This is a genomic window from Fundidesulfovibrio putealis DSM 16056 (assembly GCF_000429325.1).
Lineage (GTDB): Bacteria > Desulfobacterota > Desulfovibrionia > Desulfovibrionales > Desulfovibrionaceae > Fundidesulfovibrio > Fundidesulfovibrio putealis.
Window position 1 is genome coordinate 80026 of sequence record NZ_AUBQ01000012.1, and the last position, 13723, is coordinate 93748.

The following is a 13723-nucleotide window of genomic DNA, read 5'->3' on the forward strand; positions in this document are numbered from 1 at the left end:
AATGTCCGCGAACAACGAGATGGACCGCAAAGCAGTCGCCGTCATCAGGGGCCTCATCATGGACACCACCCGCAAGGCCAACTCCGGCCACCCGGGCGGGCCGATGTCTTCCGCAGACGTCGCCTATGTCCTTTTCAAGGAATTCCTCCGTTTCTCCCCGGACGACCACACCTGGTTCAACCGCGACCGCTTCGTGCTCTCGGCGGGACACGAGTCCGCCCTGCTCTACAGCCTGCTGACCTTCCAAGGTCTCCTGAACCTGGACGACCTCAAGAACTTCCGCCAGTGGAAATCGCGCACGCCCGGCCACCCTGAGGTGCACCTCACCCCCGGCGTCGAGGCCACCACCGGCCCGCTGGGTCAGGGCTTCGCCATGTCCGTGGGCATGGCCGCCGCAGAGACCATGCTGCGCGCCCGCCTCGGCGCGGACATCTGCGACCACCACACCTACGTGCTGGCCTCCGACGGCGACTTCCAGGAGCCCATCTGCCTGGGCGCGGCCTCCCTGGCCGGACACTGGGGACTGGGCAAGCTCATCGCTTTCTACGACTCCAACCAGATCCAGCTCTCCGGCCCCACCAAGCGCAGCGACTGCACCGACTACAAGAAGGTGTTCGAGGGCTTCTGCTGGCACGTGATCGAGATCGACGGCCACGACCACGAGGCCATCCGGGGGGCCATCCGCGCAGCCCAGGCCGAGACCGAGCGCCCCACGCTCATCATCTGCCACACCATCATCGCCAAGGGCACGGCCACCCGCGAGGGCGACTTCGAGACCCACGGCGCGCCCCTGCCCGCCGACGAGATCGCTGCCACCAAGACCAAATGCGGCCTGAATCCCGCTGAGTGTTTCTCCCTGCCCCAGGACTCTGTGGAGCATTTCCGGGTCCGCTTCCCCGAGCTGCGCTCCCAGGCCGCAGAGTGGAACCGCACCCTGGAGACCCGGCTGGACAAGGACCCGGCCTTCCTGGACCTGTGGCGCGTGATGAAGCGCTCGCCCGGCAACCGCTCCTTCAAGTGGCCCGCCTTCGAGCCCGGCTCCAAGATCGCCACCCGCTCCGCCTGGGGCAAATGCCTGGAAGCCCTGGTTGACCAGCTTCCCATCCTGGTGGGCGGCTCGGCGGACCTCGACCCCTCCAACATGACCGTCAAGTTCCGCGAGATGGTGGGCAACTTCGGCCCCGAGAACCCCCTGGGACGCAACCTCGCCTTCGGCGTACGCGAGTTCCCCATGGGCGCGATCGTCAACGGCATCGCCCTGCATGGCGGACTGATCCCCTTCGGGGCCACGTTCCTCATGTTCTCCGACTACGAGCGCAACGCGCTGCGCATGTCCGCCCTGCAGCATCTGCCCGCGCTGCACATCTTCACCCATGACTCGTTCCACCTGGGCGAGGACGGCCCCACGCACCAGCCCATCGAGCACGTCAGCGCCCTGCGGCTCATCCCCAACATGCTGGTGATGCGCCCCTCCGACGCCAACGAGACCGCGCTGTGCCTGGAGACCGCCTTGCAGCAGACCAGCAGGCCCACCTGCCTGATGCTCAGCCGCCAGAACCTTCCCACCATGGACCCGGCAGTCTATCCCGCCGTGGTGGACGGAGCGAAAAAGGGTGGCTACGTGCTGCGCGACGCCCCCGGCGGCAAGCCGGACCTGATCATCCTGGTCTCCGGCTCCGAGGCGCCCATGGCCCTGGCCGCCGCCGAGGCCCTGACCGAGCGCAAGGTGCGCGTGGTCAACATGCCCTGCATGGAGCTCTTCGACGAACAGCCCCAGCTCTACAAGGACGAAGTGCTGCCGCCTGAATGCTCCTGCCGGGTGGCCGTGGAGGCCGGACGCCCCGAACTCTGGTACAAGTACGTGGGCTGCGGCAGCCTGGTGCTCGGGCTCACCCACTTTGGTGACTCCGCACCCGCCGAGGTGCTGGCCAAGGAATACGGCTTCACCGCCGAGAACCTGGTCGCGCAGATCCGCGCCCGCCTGGCCTAGCGCCGGAGGACATACCTCGGCGCGCCGGGAACGCATCGACATCCAAGAGTCCCCGCCTCCATGTGGAGGCGGGGACTCTTTTTTGCTTTCAACGCGGTGTCCTGCATCAATCCCGTGCAATAATCCGCTCGGTTACGGCTTTGGATGCTGCCAAAGGCGAGATCGCGACGTGACGACGTCGCATGAAACCATGGGACCATGCAGCGCCCGATTTGGCAAAGAGGAAATCATGGCGTGGTTTCCGCCTGGAATGCGCTGGATGTGCGCTGATCCAACGCGATTGGACAGCAGGATTATCCCGCACGTGCGCACGGCAAGAACGCCGCATGGCAACACGCTCCTAGGTATGCGGAAATCAACCTGAAGTGGATCCGCCCCCCTGCGGGGCCCGGCTTGTCGCAGCAGTTAAATTTTTTTAATCCTCAAATTTTACCTTGACTCTTTTGAAAATGCATTTACCTTCTTTCGGCAAACGGCATCGATCTTGTTGAGTGTTGGGTCAAGCGTGTGCTTCGCTCCAATTTGATAAGAATGAATGCCAAATACATTTTGGAGTTTATGCACATGGCCAAGAAACTTTACGTCGGCAACCTTCCCTTCTCCGCTTCCGAAGACGATGTCCGTGATTACTTCGCCCCCTACGGCGAGGTGATCTCCGTTGCCCTGATCACCGATCGCGAGACCGGTCGCCTTCGTGGCTTCGGATTCGTCGAGATGAACGATGAAGGTGCGCTTGCCGCCGTTGAAGCCCTGGACGGCCAGAGCTTCCAGGGTCGCAACCTGAAGATCAACGAAGCTCAGGAGCGTCCCCGCCGCCAGTACAATGACAACCCCCGCTCCGGTGGCGGTGGCCGTCGTCCCTGGTAATCCGGGCAGACTGACCATTCCAGGCCCCATCCCCAAAGGGATGGGGCCTTTTTTTTACACTGCTACCAGCCGGAGGTGAATCAATGGCCAAAGAAGACGGCATCGAAATAGCCGGCGTGGTTCAGGAAGCCCTTCCCGGAACTGTGTTTGAAGTCAAGTTGGAGACCGGGCAGACCGTTCTGGCCTATCTCTGCGGCAAAATGCGCAAGTTCCGTATCAAGATCCTTCCTGGAGACTCTGTCAAGGTGATGATGTCTCCCTACGACCTGACCAAAGGCCGCATCACTTTCCGCGCGAAATAGTGCGCGCGCGGCAGACCGTAACGCCGCCGTATGCATTGAGGGCGGGCTTCCCCACGGGAGGCCCGCCCTCAATCTTTACGTCGTGCGGGATTTTCACTACCCTGCTGCCCCACCAACACCCTGGAGGAAACATGGAAGCACCCGACCGCAACCTCGCCCTTGACCTTGTCCGCGTGACCGAAGCAGCCGCCCTGGCCAGCGCCAGATGGCTCGGCAAAGGCGACAAGAACGCCGGGGATGGGGCCGCCGTGGACGCCATGCGGCTGTGCTTTGACTCGATCAACATCCAAGGAGTCATCGTCATCGGCGAAGGCGAAAAGGATGAAGCCCCCATGCTCTTCAACGGCGAATCCGTCGGTTCCGGCACCGGCCCGGCCATGGACGTGGCCGTGGACCCGGTTGAAGGCACGCGGCTGCTGGCGTATGGCCGCCCCAACGCCATCTCCGTGGTGGGCTGCGCTCCCAAGGGCTCCATGTTCGACCCCGGCCCCAGCTTCTACATGCAGAAGCTGGTCGTGCCCTCGCAGGCCAAGGACGCCGTGGACCTGGACGCACCGGTTCAGGACAACCTCCTGGGTATAGCCAAGGCCCTGGACAAGGACGTGGACGACCTGGTGGTGTTCGTTCTGGACAAGCCCCGGCATTCGAAGCTCATCGCGGACATCCGGGCCACCGGGGCGCGCATCCAGCTGCACACCGACGGCGACGTGGCCGGTTCGCTCATGGCCCTCGACCCCAAGGACATGGTGGACGTGATGATGGGCACGGGCGGCACCCCCGAAGGCGTGCTCTCGGCCTGCGCCATCCGCGCCGTTGGCGGGCAGATGCTGGCCCGGCTCGATCCCCAGTCCGAGGAGGAGCGCAACAACCTGCTGGACGCTGGCTTCGACCTGAAGCGCGTGCTCACCGCAGAGGAACTCGTCTCCAGCGGCGACACCTTCTTCGCGGCCACGGGCATCTCCGGCGGAAAATGGCTCGAGGGCGTGAGCTTCTCGGGGCACGGCGCGGTGACGCACTCGCTGGTCCTGCGCGGCAAGACCGGCACCGTCAGGCGCATCGAGTCCCACCATACCTGGGACAAGCTCATGGCTTTCAGCTCCGTGAAGTACGACTAGAGAATTCGCCGCAGCGCAGATCAAGAAAAAGGGCAGGTTCCGTCGAACCTGCCCTTTGCGTTTCGATATTTTCCGGCAGCGCCTTCAAAGCCCGTTAGTCCGGATTGCGCCCCCGAAAACCAAAGCCGGAGGGTGGGTACGGCGCTTCTCGGGAGAGGCACTTCCCCTTGCTAACGCTTTTTCGCCTTGCCCTTGCCAACGGGCAGGGGGTCCTGCCCCACGGGCGTGGCCTCGATCACTTCCAGCACGTTGCCCGGCTTTACAAGCCCCGTCACTTTAAGGTGCACGTTGACCAGATTGCGGGGGTGGAAGCAGAGATCGTCCAGGCAGCCGTAAATATTTCCGTCGTCGGCGCGGAAACGGGCGCAGTAGTAAAAGGGATCGTCCTCACCGCCCACGTTGGAACTGGACCCGCTGCGCACGCACCCTTCAAAGCGTCCTGTCAGCCTGACCTGCTGCACGCCGGGGTCGTATCCCATGAAGGATATGCGGGTAAGATACGGCACGGTGGACGCGCTCCCCGGATACACGGACGCCACGGCCAGACGAAGTGTCTGGCCTTTGCCCGAGAAGGCCAGGCTCTGGGGCTTGTCCGTATCCTTGAAGGTGAGGCTGACCGTCGCGCCGTCCTTGAAGCTCAGGACAGCGTTCCTGATGCGCCCGTACTGGCGGTGCGTTCCGGATTCGGACCAGCCGTTCACCACGGTGACCCCCGTGATGACCATGGGCCTGCCGAAATCGAACTCGATCCACTCCCCGAGCGCCACGCCCTGGGTGTTGGACGGGTTCACCAGACGGGCCAGGTTCGCCCCGGATTCAGCGTTCCCGGAAGCGTCGATCTGAAAGGACAGGGGCAGGGAGACCTGGGATTTCTGAGCCCAGGCCGGACAGGCCGAAAAAATCATGAGAAGGAGCAGGAGCGCGGGCATGGTGTGATGCTTTCTCAATAGAGGTTGGCCATTTCCTGGGAGTGGTACAGGAACTCCACCCGGCGGTTGATGGCGCGGTTCTGGTCGGAGGTGTTGGGGGCGATGGGGTTGCTGTCCGCGTAGGCGGCGGCCTTGACCCGGGTGGAGGGGATGCCCCCCTTCTCCACGATGTAACGCACGCAGGAGGCCGCTCGCATCGCGGAGAGCTCGAACTTGGACATGTTGCCGCCGTTGCCCGCTTCCACGTCGTCGGTATGGCCGCGCACCACAAGGTCCACCTTGATCTTTTTCATCACGCTGACCACGTCGTCCAGCAGCTTGAGGGCTTCGGGCTTGAGCTGCGGCGAGCCCGGCTGGAACATCACGGCGTTGTTGACGTGCAGCAGCACCCCGACCTTGTCCGAACTCACGCCGGAGTTCTTCTTCAGGTTGGGGTTGTTTTCCATGAGCTGCTTGATCATCAGGGCGACCTCGTACTGGAGCTTCTCCTCCTGGGAGAGCTTGAACTGGGGCGTGCCCTGCTGCACATCCTTGGCGATGTAGGTCGGCAGCACCACGGTCTCCTGCGGGCGATCGCGCTTGGGCAGGTCCTGGTCCTGGAAGAAGACGGAGATCTGTTCCTTCTGCTGGGGCTTCAAGGCCATGGTCAGCCAGAGCAGCAGAAACAGCGCCATCATGGCCGTGACGAAGTCCGCGTAGGCAACCTTCCAGCTTCCGCCGTGGGCTCCTGCGTGTGATTCGTCCTCTTTCTTGACGATGATCGGCGCCGGTTTGTTCTTGGACATGCAGTAATCCAGAGTGGAGCAACCCGCTCTTATACTCTTCTGTAAATTGTCCCGACCGGGATATCAACCACGTGCTGCGCTTCCCGCAAAAAATCCGCTCCAGCCTCCAATACCGCCGACTCTCTCCTGAAGTTCTATCCGATGAAGAACTTGACGTTGGCGTACATGAGCCCCGAAAGCCCCGCCACGGCAAGCAGGCAGGCCGCCACACAGTGGAGCTTAAGGCGAAGCGGGTTCTGATTCCTGATGACCAGCCCCCAGAGGGTGCAGGCCATGAGCAGGCACACCAGGGCCACGCCCTCGCCCCAGAAGAAGAACGGGCGCACCGGGAGGTCGCGCACGAGGGGCCAGATGCGGGCGAATATCCCTGCCAGCGCAGCCAGCGCGGCGAACGTGGAGAACAGAGCCCACTTGCTGGCCAGTTTCAGTGCGAAGTTGTAATAGTCGCGACCGAAATCGTCCTTGTCGCGGCGGTAGATCAGATAGAGCGTTGAATATGCTCCGGCCAGGGCCAGGCTCAGGGGCAGGGACAACCCCAGGAGCAGCCAGGACGAGGATTCCAGCGGGGGAAGAAAAAAGGACGGGTCGGCTCCGGGTTCGGCTGCGCTCAGTACGAAATGGCGCAGAAAAGCCAGGAACATGTAGCCGAACCCCCAGGCAGCCGCCGTGGAGGCGCACCCGATGACGGCGTGCGCCAGGCGTTTGTCCTTCAGGGCCTGCCACGCGGCGCGGAACACCAGGGCCAGTCCGGCGGCCAGAACCAGCGCGGCAGCCAGCGGCATCACGGGCAGCGGCCAGCCCAGCCAGAAGGAGGCCACAGCCGGGAAGCCCTTCTGCACCAGGGCAGCGCCCGCGCCGATGCCCACGGCGGCGACCAGTCCGGCCAACAGGCACAGTGTGGCGGTCTGCTGGCCGTATTTGTCGCGGAAAACCTTCACCCTCTTGGGCGGGTTGACCAAAAGGACGGCACTGGTCACGGGCAGCCCGGCAGCGGCCAGGGCCAGGGACAGTGGCAGGCAGACGAGGGCCGTGAAGGCCGCGAAGAGATAGTGCTCGTTCACGCTGAACCGGACTCCTTGATTGCATGGGGCCGCACAAGACGCGGCGCGGCTTTTTTGCCCCAATTCCTTGCAGGATGCAATGAACATGGAGCATGTGAATCAATATGGATTCGACTTTGCCGTATCCTTCGGCCCAGGCCACTTGCAATCGTGGCAACACTCAATTATCGTTTGGGAAACTATTGGAGGATGCGGTGAAACGATTCGGCCTGACCGCCCTGAGCCTGGCGCTCGCCATTTCCGGCTGCGCCCAGAACAAGGGCAAGGACGCCCAGACATCCCGGCTGGACAACCTGGAAGCAGGCTTCTCCCGTTTTCAGGAGCAGCAGCGCGCCAGGGACGCCGACATCGACTCCAAACTGCGCGACATCGCCTCCCGCCTGGACCGCCTGAACTCCGGCCAGCCGCCCGTGCAGGCCGGAAAGGCCCAAACTCCCAAGGCACCTGCCAGCGCCCAACGCCCCGGAAAGCAGCCAATAGTGGCCGGGCAGATCATCCCGCTGGCCCCGCAGCAGAACGCAGGCGCGCCCCAACCAGCTGCTCAGGCCGCGCCGCAGGCTATTCCCCAGGCCGCTGGACAGCCACTGCCCCCAGGAAAGCCTGCCAAACCGATGACATCGCCCGCCTCCCAACCAGCGGCGCAGCCCCTGCCCGCTTCGCAGGGGCAGCAGGCCGCAGCAATCCCACAGACAGCTCCCCAGCCAGCAGCCTCGCCCTTGAGGCCGCACGTGGTCACGGTGAATGATCTCCCCAGGCCGGGCCAGCCCCTGGCGATGTCCCCGGCCCCGCAGCCAAAACAGCCAGTCCCTCTGGAATCCGCGCGCCACGGCAAGGGCAAGGCCCCCCGGCAGGCGGCTCCCCAGGCCGCATCCGCGCAGCCGCTCGCACCGGCCCCGCAACCCCTGACGCCAGCCGCTCCGGCTCCTCAGCCCGTCCCTGCAACTCCGGCTGCCCCGCTCCCCCCGGCCGTTCCCGGAGCCTCCGGCGGCCCCGTGGCCCAGCCTCCGGCAGCGGACATACAGGAACAACTCCTCTACACCGAAGCCCTGCGTTCGGTATCGGCCAATCGCAACGACGAAGGCCGCAAGAAATTCAACGACTTCCTGGCCAAGTACCCCTCCTCCAGCAAGACGCCCGAAGTCCTGTTCTGGATCGGCGAGAGCTACATGGGCGACAAGAGCTACAACCAGGCCGTGATGTCCTTCAAGGAAGTGACCACCCGCTTCCCCAAGGACCCCAAGTCCGGCGAGTCGCTCTTTCGCATCGCCGACGCCTACGAGCGCCTGGGCGACAAATCCAACGCCGTGTTCCACCTGAAGCTTCTGGTGGACGAGCATCCCAATTCGGAGTTCGTCGGCAAAGCCAAACAGAAATTGAAGCAGCTGGGCCAGTGACCCCGTGTCCGAGCACGCTCGCCAGGAGTTTTGGGCCAGCCTGTGCATCAAGCACGCGCCCGGACTCGGTCCCCGCACCGCCAAGCGCCTCCTGGAGCGCTTCGGCAGCGCGGCCAAGGCCGTGGAGCGGGCCAGGGCATGGCAGGACATGGGCCTCGTCACCAGTCAGCAGCTCCAGTCCTTCCTGGCCGAATCCTGGCGCGCCAGTGCCGAAGAGGAACTGGCCAAGGCCGAGGACAAGGACATCGCCGTCCTGACCTGGGCCGACCCGCGCTACCCGCAGCGCCTGCGCGAAATCCCCGACCCTCCGGTATTTCTCTACACCGTCGGCGACCTGGGCCTGCTGGACAACCCCGGAGTCGGCATGGTCGGCTCCCGCGAGTGTTCGCGCTACGGAATCGAACTGGCCCACCGCATCGCCATGGACCTCTCGGACACCGGCGTCACGATCATCTCCGGGCTGGCCTACGGCATCGACCGGGAGGCCCACCTGGGCGGCCTCAAGGGACCGGGGAGCTCCATCGCGGTCATGGGCACCGGACCGGATCTCATCTATCCGGCCTCCAACCGCGACATCTGGCGCGAGCTGGCCGAGAAGGGCCTCATCCTCTCCGAATTTCCGCCCGGCACCAAGCCGCTCTCCGGCAACTTCCCCCTGCGAAACCGCATCATCAGCGGCCTGTCGCTCGGGGTGCTGGTGGTCGAGGCCACCACCAAATCCGGCAGCCTCATCACCGCGCGCCTCGCCATGGAGCAGGGGCGCGAGGTGTTCGCCGTGCCCGGGCCGGTGTCGCTGAAAAGCTACCGGGGCTGCCACGAGATCATCAACAAGGGCGCAAAGCTGGTCCACGGAGCCGAGGACATCCTCCTGGAGCTCAAACCCCAGCTGGAAGCCTTCCTGGCCCAGGGTCGCGGTCCCAAATCCGCCCCGGCCCCCCTGCCGGAGTTCGAGCAGGCCCGACTGCTGCCGGACAAACCCGTGGCCAAGGCCCCCCCAAGGCGCGTCGGAGCCGCCACGCCACCTGCGCGCAAGCCCCGCTCCCCCGTCCCCCCTGTCACCAAGGCGGACAAAAGCCCGGCTTCCGGCCCTCAAGCCCCGGAGCCAACATCCCCCTTCGAGGACAACGTGTCCGGCCACCTGGCCGCCATGGGCGCGACACACATCGATTCATTATGCCGCATCTTCGGCAAGGACGCCTCGGAAATGAGCCGCACGCTCGTTGTACTTGAGCTGAAAGGTGTTGTGCGAAGATTGCCCGGCGGATACTATCTGACTGCTTAATCCAGACAAGGAGCCCCAAGGGCATGCAGAAGATACCTCTCAATCTGGCCAAACCCGGCTTCGTGCTTGCCAAGCCCGTGGCCCGCGCCGACGGCATGGTGGTGGCCCCGCAGGGCGCGGAGCTGACCGAGTCCCTGCTGGACAAATTCGACATGATGGGCGTGGAGCACGTAGTGGTGGAAGGCGAGCCGATCCAGACCGACGGCGTGTCCTCCGGCACCAACTACGACACGCGCCTTGAACGCCTGGACCACCTCTTCCGCCATCATGCGGAGGACGCCTGGATGAAGCAGGTCAAGGCACTCCTCACCCACTATTTCAAGATGAAGATCGCCTCAAAGGCGGGCTAGGAGCACCATGAGCGAGGACCTGAAACTCGAACGCAAGGACCAGATCCTGGCCGTAAAGGACCTGCCCACCCTGCCCAAGGTGCTGGACGAGGTCTCGCGCCTGGTCAAGGACCCCGACTCCTCCACGGAGCAGATGGCCAAGCTCATTGCCATGGACCAGGTGCTCTCCGCCAAGGTCCTCAAGATGGTCAACTCGCCCATTTACGGATTCCCCGGGCGCATAAGCTCCATACACCACGCGCTTGTGCTGCTCGGCTTCAACGTGCTGCGAGGCGTCATCGTCTCCACCTCGGTCATGGACATCATGAACCAGAACATGGTGGGCCTGTGGGAGCACTCCGTGGGCTGCGCGCTGGCCAGCTCCACCATCGCCCGCCACGTGGGCCTCAAAGACGTGGAGGACGTGTCCGTGGCCGGGCTGCTGCACGACCTGGGCAAGGTGGTCACCGCCATCCAGCTGCCAGACCTCAAGACCGGGGTGGAAGCCATGGTCAAGGCCAGGGACATGACCTACCTGGACGCCGAAAAGGCCCTGATGGGCTTCGGGCACGACCGCGTGAATGCCTGGATCGCCGACCACTGGAAGCTGCCCCCCAGCATCAAGGAAGGCATGAGCTACCACCACAAGCCGCAGCTGGCGCGGCTGTACCCGGAGGCGGCCTGCTGCGTGCACCTGGGCGACTTTATGGTGCGTGTGTTCGAGTACGGCTCCGGCGGAGACGACAACGTCCTGTACCTGGAGCCGGACGCCCTCAAGAAGCTCAAGCTCAAGCCCGCCGACCTGGAAACCATCCTGGACCAGCTCTCCGAGCAGTTCCTGGAAATCGCCGACCTGAGCTTCGTGTAAGCCATGACGCCCCAGGACGCCTGCCGCCTGCCCCGCACTCAGAAGGTCTACCTGCTCTCAGCGAACACTGAACTCAGGGACACCCTCGTCGGGCTCTGGGACCACAACCATCTGGAGGTCATCCACTTCGACCGGGGGCGCGGAGCCATCGAGGTGCTCTTCAACGAGCTGCCCGACCTGCTCATCGTGGACCACGACCTGCCGGACATGGCGGGGCTCGACGTGGTGAACCTGGTCAAGAGCGAGAACGTCTATCGCCAGCTGCCGGTGATCCTGGCCATCCGCGAGGAGACGCTGCTCTCCAAGGCGGACTGGTGCGGCGCTGAAGTGGACGACCTGATCATCATTCCGTCCACGCCCGCCCGACTCAAGGCGCGCATCTTCCTGACCATCACCCGCGCCTCGCGCGCCTTCGACGCCAACCCGCTCTCCAAGCTGCCGGGCAACACCTCCATCATCCAGCGCATCCAGGAGATGATCGACCGCCAGGAAGACTTCGCCCTGGCCTACGCCGACCTGGACTACTTCAAGAGCTTCAACGACAAGTACGGCTTCTCGCGCGGGGACGAGGTGCTCATGATGAGCGCGCGCATCATTGTGAACACCATCCGGGGCTTCACCGGGGTGCGCTCCTTCGTTGGGCACGTGGGCGGCGACGACTTCGTGTTCATCCTGCCGCCCGACAAGGTGGAGCTGGCCTGCCAGCGCATCGTGGAAAACTTCGACTCCATCGTCCCCCACTTCTACGACGAGGAAGACCGCGCCAAAGGCTACATCCAGTCCACCGACCGCGAAGGCAACATGCGCACCTTCCCGCTCATGGCCATCTCCATCGCCGTGGTGCTGAATATCGGCGGACGCCTCAAGCACTACGGCGAGGCCTCGCAGATCGCCATGACGCTCAAGAAGAAGGCCAAGGAGAACCCCAAGAGCTCCTATGTCCTCGACCAGCGCCTCTCCTCCTGAAGAGCCCCTGCGGCTCCCCGACACCGCACAAGGCTTTCTGGCCTGGCTGGCCGTGGAAAAGGGCTACGCCCAGGCCACCCTTGCGGCCTACGAGTCGGACCTGCAATACTTCGAGCAACACTTGAAGAGTCGTGGCCGCTCGCTGGCTTCACCGCGCGACATAACCCGCCGCGATATCCAGGGATTTCTGGCAGAACAGCACCGCGCCAAGCAGGCCAAGACCTCCATGTCGCGCAGGCTGTCCTGTCTGCGCGGCTTCTTCAAGCACCTCATCCGCCGGGGCGTGATCGCCAAAAGCCCCACCGACGGGCTCTCCAACCCCAAGCTCTCCAAGCCGCATCCAAAGAGCCTGAACGTTGACCAGGCCTTCGCCCTGCTGGACTCCCCGGCCAGCCAGCCGGGCGACCCGGAAGCGCTGCGCGACGCGGCCCTGGCCGAACTGCTCTACGGCTCAGGCCTGCGCGTGAGCGAGGCCCTGGGGCTGACGCTGAACGACGTGGACCTCTCAGCGCGCATCGCGCGCGTGACCGGCAAAGGCAGCAAACAGCGCCTCGCCCCGCTCTCCGACACCGGCGCCGACGCATTGAAAGCCTATCTGGCCGTGCGACACGCCTTCTCGCCGGAACCCGCCGAGCAGGCCATATTTCTCGGCCAGCGCGGCAAGCCCTTGCAGCGCCGTCAGGCCAACCGCATTTTGGAAGCTTTGAGCGCCAAGGCCGGACTGCCCACGGCCATCAGCCCGCACGTGCTGCGACACAGCTTCGCCAGCCACATGCTGCAATCCGGCGCGGACATGCGGGCCGTGCAGGAGCTGCTCGGGCATTCGCGGCTCTCCACCACGCAGCGCTACACGCACCTGAATCTGGCGCAGCTCACCCAGAGCTACGACAAGGCGCACCCGAGGTCGAAGGGCATGGGCGAGAAGAAGGAAGAAGAGTAGGAGAGAATATCGGGCTCCGCCCGAACCCGCCAGGGCTCTGCCCTGGCCCCGGCAGGGGAGAAGCCTCCCCTGCACCCGGCTATCAGCTTCGCGTCGTGTGCGGGAGTACTGTGCCGGGAACCAAGATTTGTTTTAGTGCGCTCCGGCCTTGTCGTGGGCGCGTTCCACGCTTAAGCGCAGGCCAAGCGCCCGCAGGATGGACGTGAGCGTCTTGACCGTCGGGTTCCCCTTGGGCGAAAGCGCCCGGTACAGATTCTCCCGACGCAGTCCGGCTTTGTCGGCTATTTCCTGCACTCCGTAGGCCTGAGCAAGACGGCGAAGGCCGATGCGAAGCGCAACCTCATCATCTTCTTCCAGGGTTGCTTTCAGGTATTCAACCGCCAGTTCCGGGTCATCCCGCAATTCCGCCACGACCGCATCATGGTGGCTGACGCTTGCCTTGGTCGCGCTATTCATTTCGAACGCTCCTTGAAATCCATCAGGTACTCGATGGCCTTCGCGATGTCTGTCTGTTGCGTGCTTTTGTCACCGGCACAGAGCAACAGGACGATCTCCTTGCCCAGTATTCCGTAGTAGACCCTGTAGCCTGGGCCGAGATCAATCACCAATTCACAGACACCTTCCCGGCACGGCTTGCAGGCTCCGAAGTTCCCGGCTTCCAGGCGCTCGATTCGTTTCAAGATCGCAGCCTTGGCCCTCACATCCTTCAACGCCCTGAACCAGAGACCAAATGGCTCCTTGCCGTCTGCCATGGTGTAACGTCGCGCCGTGAACCTCATGAAACATGATGTATCGTAAACGATACATGGTCAAGTTATTTCCAGACAGACGGGGAGTTGGATAGAATCTCGGGCTCCGCCCGAACCCGCCAGGGGCTCTGCCCCTAAACCCCGGC

Annotated in this window: 15 protein-coding genes; 10 read left to right on the forward strand and 5 right to left on the reverse strand. The window is 64.0% G+C overall.

Going from position 1 to position 13723, the window contains the following annotated elements; genetic code table 11:
- Position 1: 1 nt before the first annotated feature.
- The 4 genes from tkt to glpX all read left to right on the forward strand — a co-directional run bounded on the left by tkt (position 2) and on the right by glpX (position 4274).
- Positions 2–1990 (forward strand): transketolase, encoded by a 1989-nt coding sequence (gene tkt, locus G453_RS0109220; protein ID WP_027190831.1) that lies wholly within the window; start codon positions 2–4, stop codon positions 1988–1990.
- Positions 1991–2554: 564 nt separating this feature from the next.
- On the forward strand, positions 2555–2857 hold the full coding sequence (locus G453_RS0109225; protein ID WP_027190832.1) for an RNA recognition motif domain-containing protein: 303 nt from the start codon (positions 2555–2557) through the stop codon (positions 2855–2857).
- Positions 2858–2940: 83 nt separating this feature from the next.
- Entirely contained in the window at positions 2941–3159 is a 219-nt protein-coding gene (gene infA, locus G453_RS0109230) for a translation initiation factor IF-1 (protein ID WP_027190833.1), read from the forward strand.
- 131 nt (positions 3160–3290) lie between these two features.
- Positions 3291–4274, forward strand: coding sequence for a class II fructose-bisphosphatase (glpX, locus tag G453_RS0109235; RefSeq protein ID WP_027190834.1), 984 nt, complete (start codon positions 3291–3293; stop codon positions 4272–4274).
- Between the two features lie 170 nt (positions 4275–4444).
- Here the strand turns inward: glpX and G453_RS0109240 are convergent, their stop codons facing one another.
- The 3 genes from G453_RS0109240 to G453_RS0109250 form a co-directional block, all read right to left on the reverse strand.
- Positions 4445–5203, reverse strand: coding sequence for an NADase-type glycan-binding domain-containing protein (locus G453_RS0109240; RefSeq protein WP_027190835.1), 759 nt, complete (start codon positions 5201–5203; stop codon positions 4445–4447).
- Positions 5204–5217: 14 nt separating this feature from the next.
- Complete coding sequence (locus G453_RS0109245) at positions 5218–5988, reverse strand: OmpA/MotB family protein (RefSeq protein ID WP_027190836.1); 771 nt, start codon at positions 5986–5988, stop codon at positions 5218–5220.
- A 134-nt stretch (positions 5989–6122) separates the two neighbouring features.
- Positions 6123–7049, reverse strand: coding sequence for a hypothetical protein (locus tag G453_RS0109250; RefSeq protein WP_027190837.1), 927 nt, complete (start codon positions 7047–7049; stop codon positions 6123–6125).
- A 194-nt stretch (positions 7050–7243) separates the two neighbouring features.
- Here G453_RS0109250 and G453_RS26215 point away from each other — a divergent pair, with 194 nt between their 5' ends.
- Genes G453_RS26215 through G453_RS0109280 form a run of 6 tightly spaced genes read left to right on the forward strand, consistent with a single transcriptional unit; the run spans position 7244 to position 12828 of the window.
- Positions 7244–8443, forward strand: a complete 1200-nt coding sequence (locus tag G453_RS26215) for a tetratricopeptide repeat protein (protein ID WP_027190838.1) — start codon at positions 7244–7246, stop codon at positions 8441–8443.
- A 4-nt stretch (positions 8444–8447) separates the two neighbouring features.
- A complete protein-coding gene (gene dprA / locus G453_RS0109260; protein WP_027190839.1) occupies positions 8448–9725 on the forward strand; it encodes a DNA-processing protein DprA in 1278 nt (425 codons plus the stop codon).
- A 23-nt stretch (positions 9726–9748) separates the two neighbouring features.
- Complete coding sequence (locus tag G453_RS23210; protein ID WP_051272151.1) at positions 9749–10075, forward strand: hypothetical protein; 327 nt, start codon at positions 9749–9751, stop codon at positions 10073–10075.
- Positions 10076–10082: 7 nt separating this feature from the next.
- On the forward strand, positions 10083–10922 hold the full coding sequence (locus tag G453_RS0109270) for an HDOD domain-containing protein (protein WP_027190840.1): 840 nt from the start codon (positions 10083–10085) through the stop codon (positions 10920–10922).
- A gap of 3 nt (positions 10923–10925) precedes the next feature.
- Positions 10926–11888: a GGDEF domain-containing protein gene (locus G453_RS0109275; protein ID WP_027190841.1), complete on the forward strand. Its 963-nt coding sequence runs from the start codon at positions 10926–10928 to the stop codon at positions 11886–11888.
- A complete protein-coding gene (locus G453_RS0109280) occupies positions 11860–12828 on the forward strand; it encodes a tyrosine recombinase XerC (RefSeq protein ID WP_027190842.1) in 969 nt (322 codons plus the stop codon). Before G453_RS0109275 ends, G453_RS0109280 begins: the two co-directional genes overlap by 29 nt.
- 132 nt (positions 12829–12960) lie before the next feature.
- On the opposite strand, the gene G453_RS0109285 is transcribed toward G453_RS0109280, so the two are convergent.
- Together G453_RS0109285 and G453_RS0109290 are read right to left on the reverse strand one after the other, a co-directional pair.
- The gene (locus tag G453_RS0109285) at positions 12961–13284 is read right to left on the reverse strand and encodes an addiction module antidote protein (RefSeq protein ID WP_027190843.1); all 324 of its coding nucleotides are present in this window, start codon (positions 13282–13284) and stop codon (positions 12961–12963) included.
- Complete coding sequence (locus tag G453_RS0109290; protein WP_156920863.1) at positions 13281–13580, reverse strand: type II toxin-antitoxin system RelE/ParE family toxin; 300 nt, start codon at positions 13578–13580, stop codon at positions 13281–13283. The genes G453_RS0109285 and G453_RS0109290 overlap by 4 nt, the downstream gene beginning before the upstream one ends.
- Between the last annotated feature and the right edge of the window lie 143 nt (positions 13581–13723).

Coding starts and splice junctions, on each gene's coding strand:
- G453_RS0109280 (WP_027190842.1), top strand. CDS start 11,860: ATGTCCTCGACCAGCGCCTCTCCTCCTGAAGAGCCCCTGCGGCTCCCC.
- G453_RS0109245 (WP_027190836.1), bottom strand. CDS start 5,988: ATGTCCAAGAACAAACCGGCGCCGATCATCGTCAAGAAAGAGGACGAA.
- G453_RS0109240 (WP_027190835.1), bottom strand. CDS start 5,203: ATGCCCGCGCTCCTGCTCCTTCTCATGATTTTTTCGGCCTGTCCGGCC.
- tkt (WP_027190831.1), top strand. CDS start 2: ATGTCCGCGAACAACGAGATGGACCGCAAAGCAGTCGCCGTCATCAGG.
- G453_RS0109225 (WP_027190832.1), top strand. CDS start 2,555: ATGGCCAAGAAACTTTACGTCGGCAACCTTCCCTTCTCCGCTTCCGAA.
- G453_RS23210 (WP_051272151.1), top strand. CDS start 9,749: ATGCAGAAGATACCTCTCAATCTGGCCAAACCCGGCTTCGTGCTTGCC.
- G453_RS0109290 (WP_156920863.1), bottom strand. CDS start 13,580: ATGGCAGACGGCAAGGAGCCATTTGGTCTCTGGTTCAGGGCGTTGAAG.
- G453_RS0109285 (WP_027190843.1), bottom strand. CDS start 13,284: ATGAATAGCGCGACCAAGGCAAGCGTCAGCCACCATGATGCGGTCGTG.
- G453_RS0109270 (WP_027190840.1), top strand. CDS start 10,083: ATGAGCGAGGACCTGAAACTCGAACGCAAGGACCAGATCCTGGCCGTA.
- glpX (WP_027190834.1), top strand. CDS start 3,291: ATGGAAGCACCCGACCGCAACCTCGCCCTTGACCTTGTCCGCGTGACC.
- G453_RS0109275 (WP_027190841.1), top strand. CDS start 10,926: ATGACGCCCCAGGACGCCTGCCGCCTGCCCCGCACTCAGAAGGTCTAC.
- infA (WP_027190833.1), top strand. CDS start 2,941: ATGGCCAAAGAAGACGGCATCGAAATAGCCGGCGTGGTTCAGGAAGCC.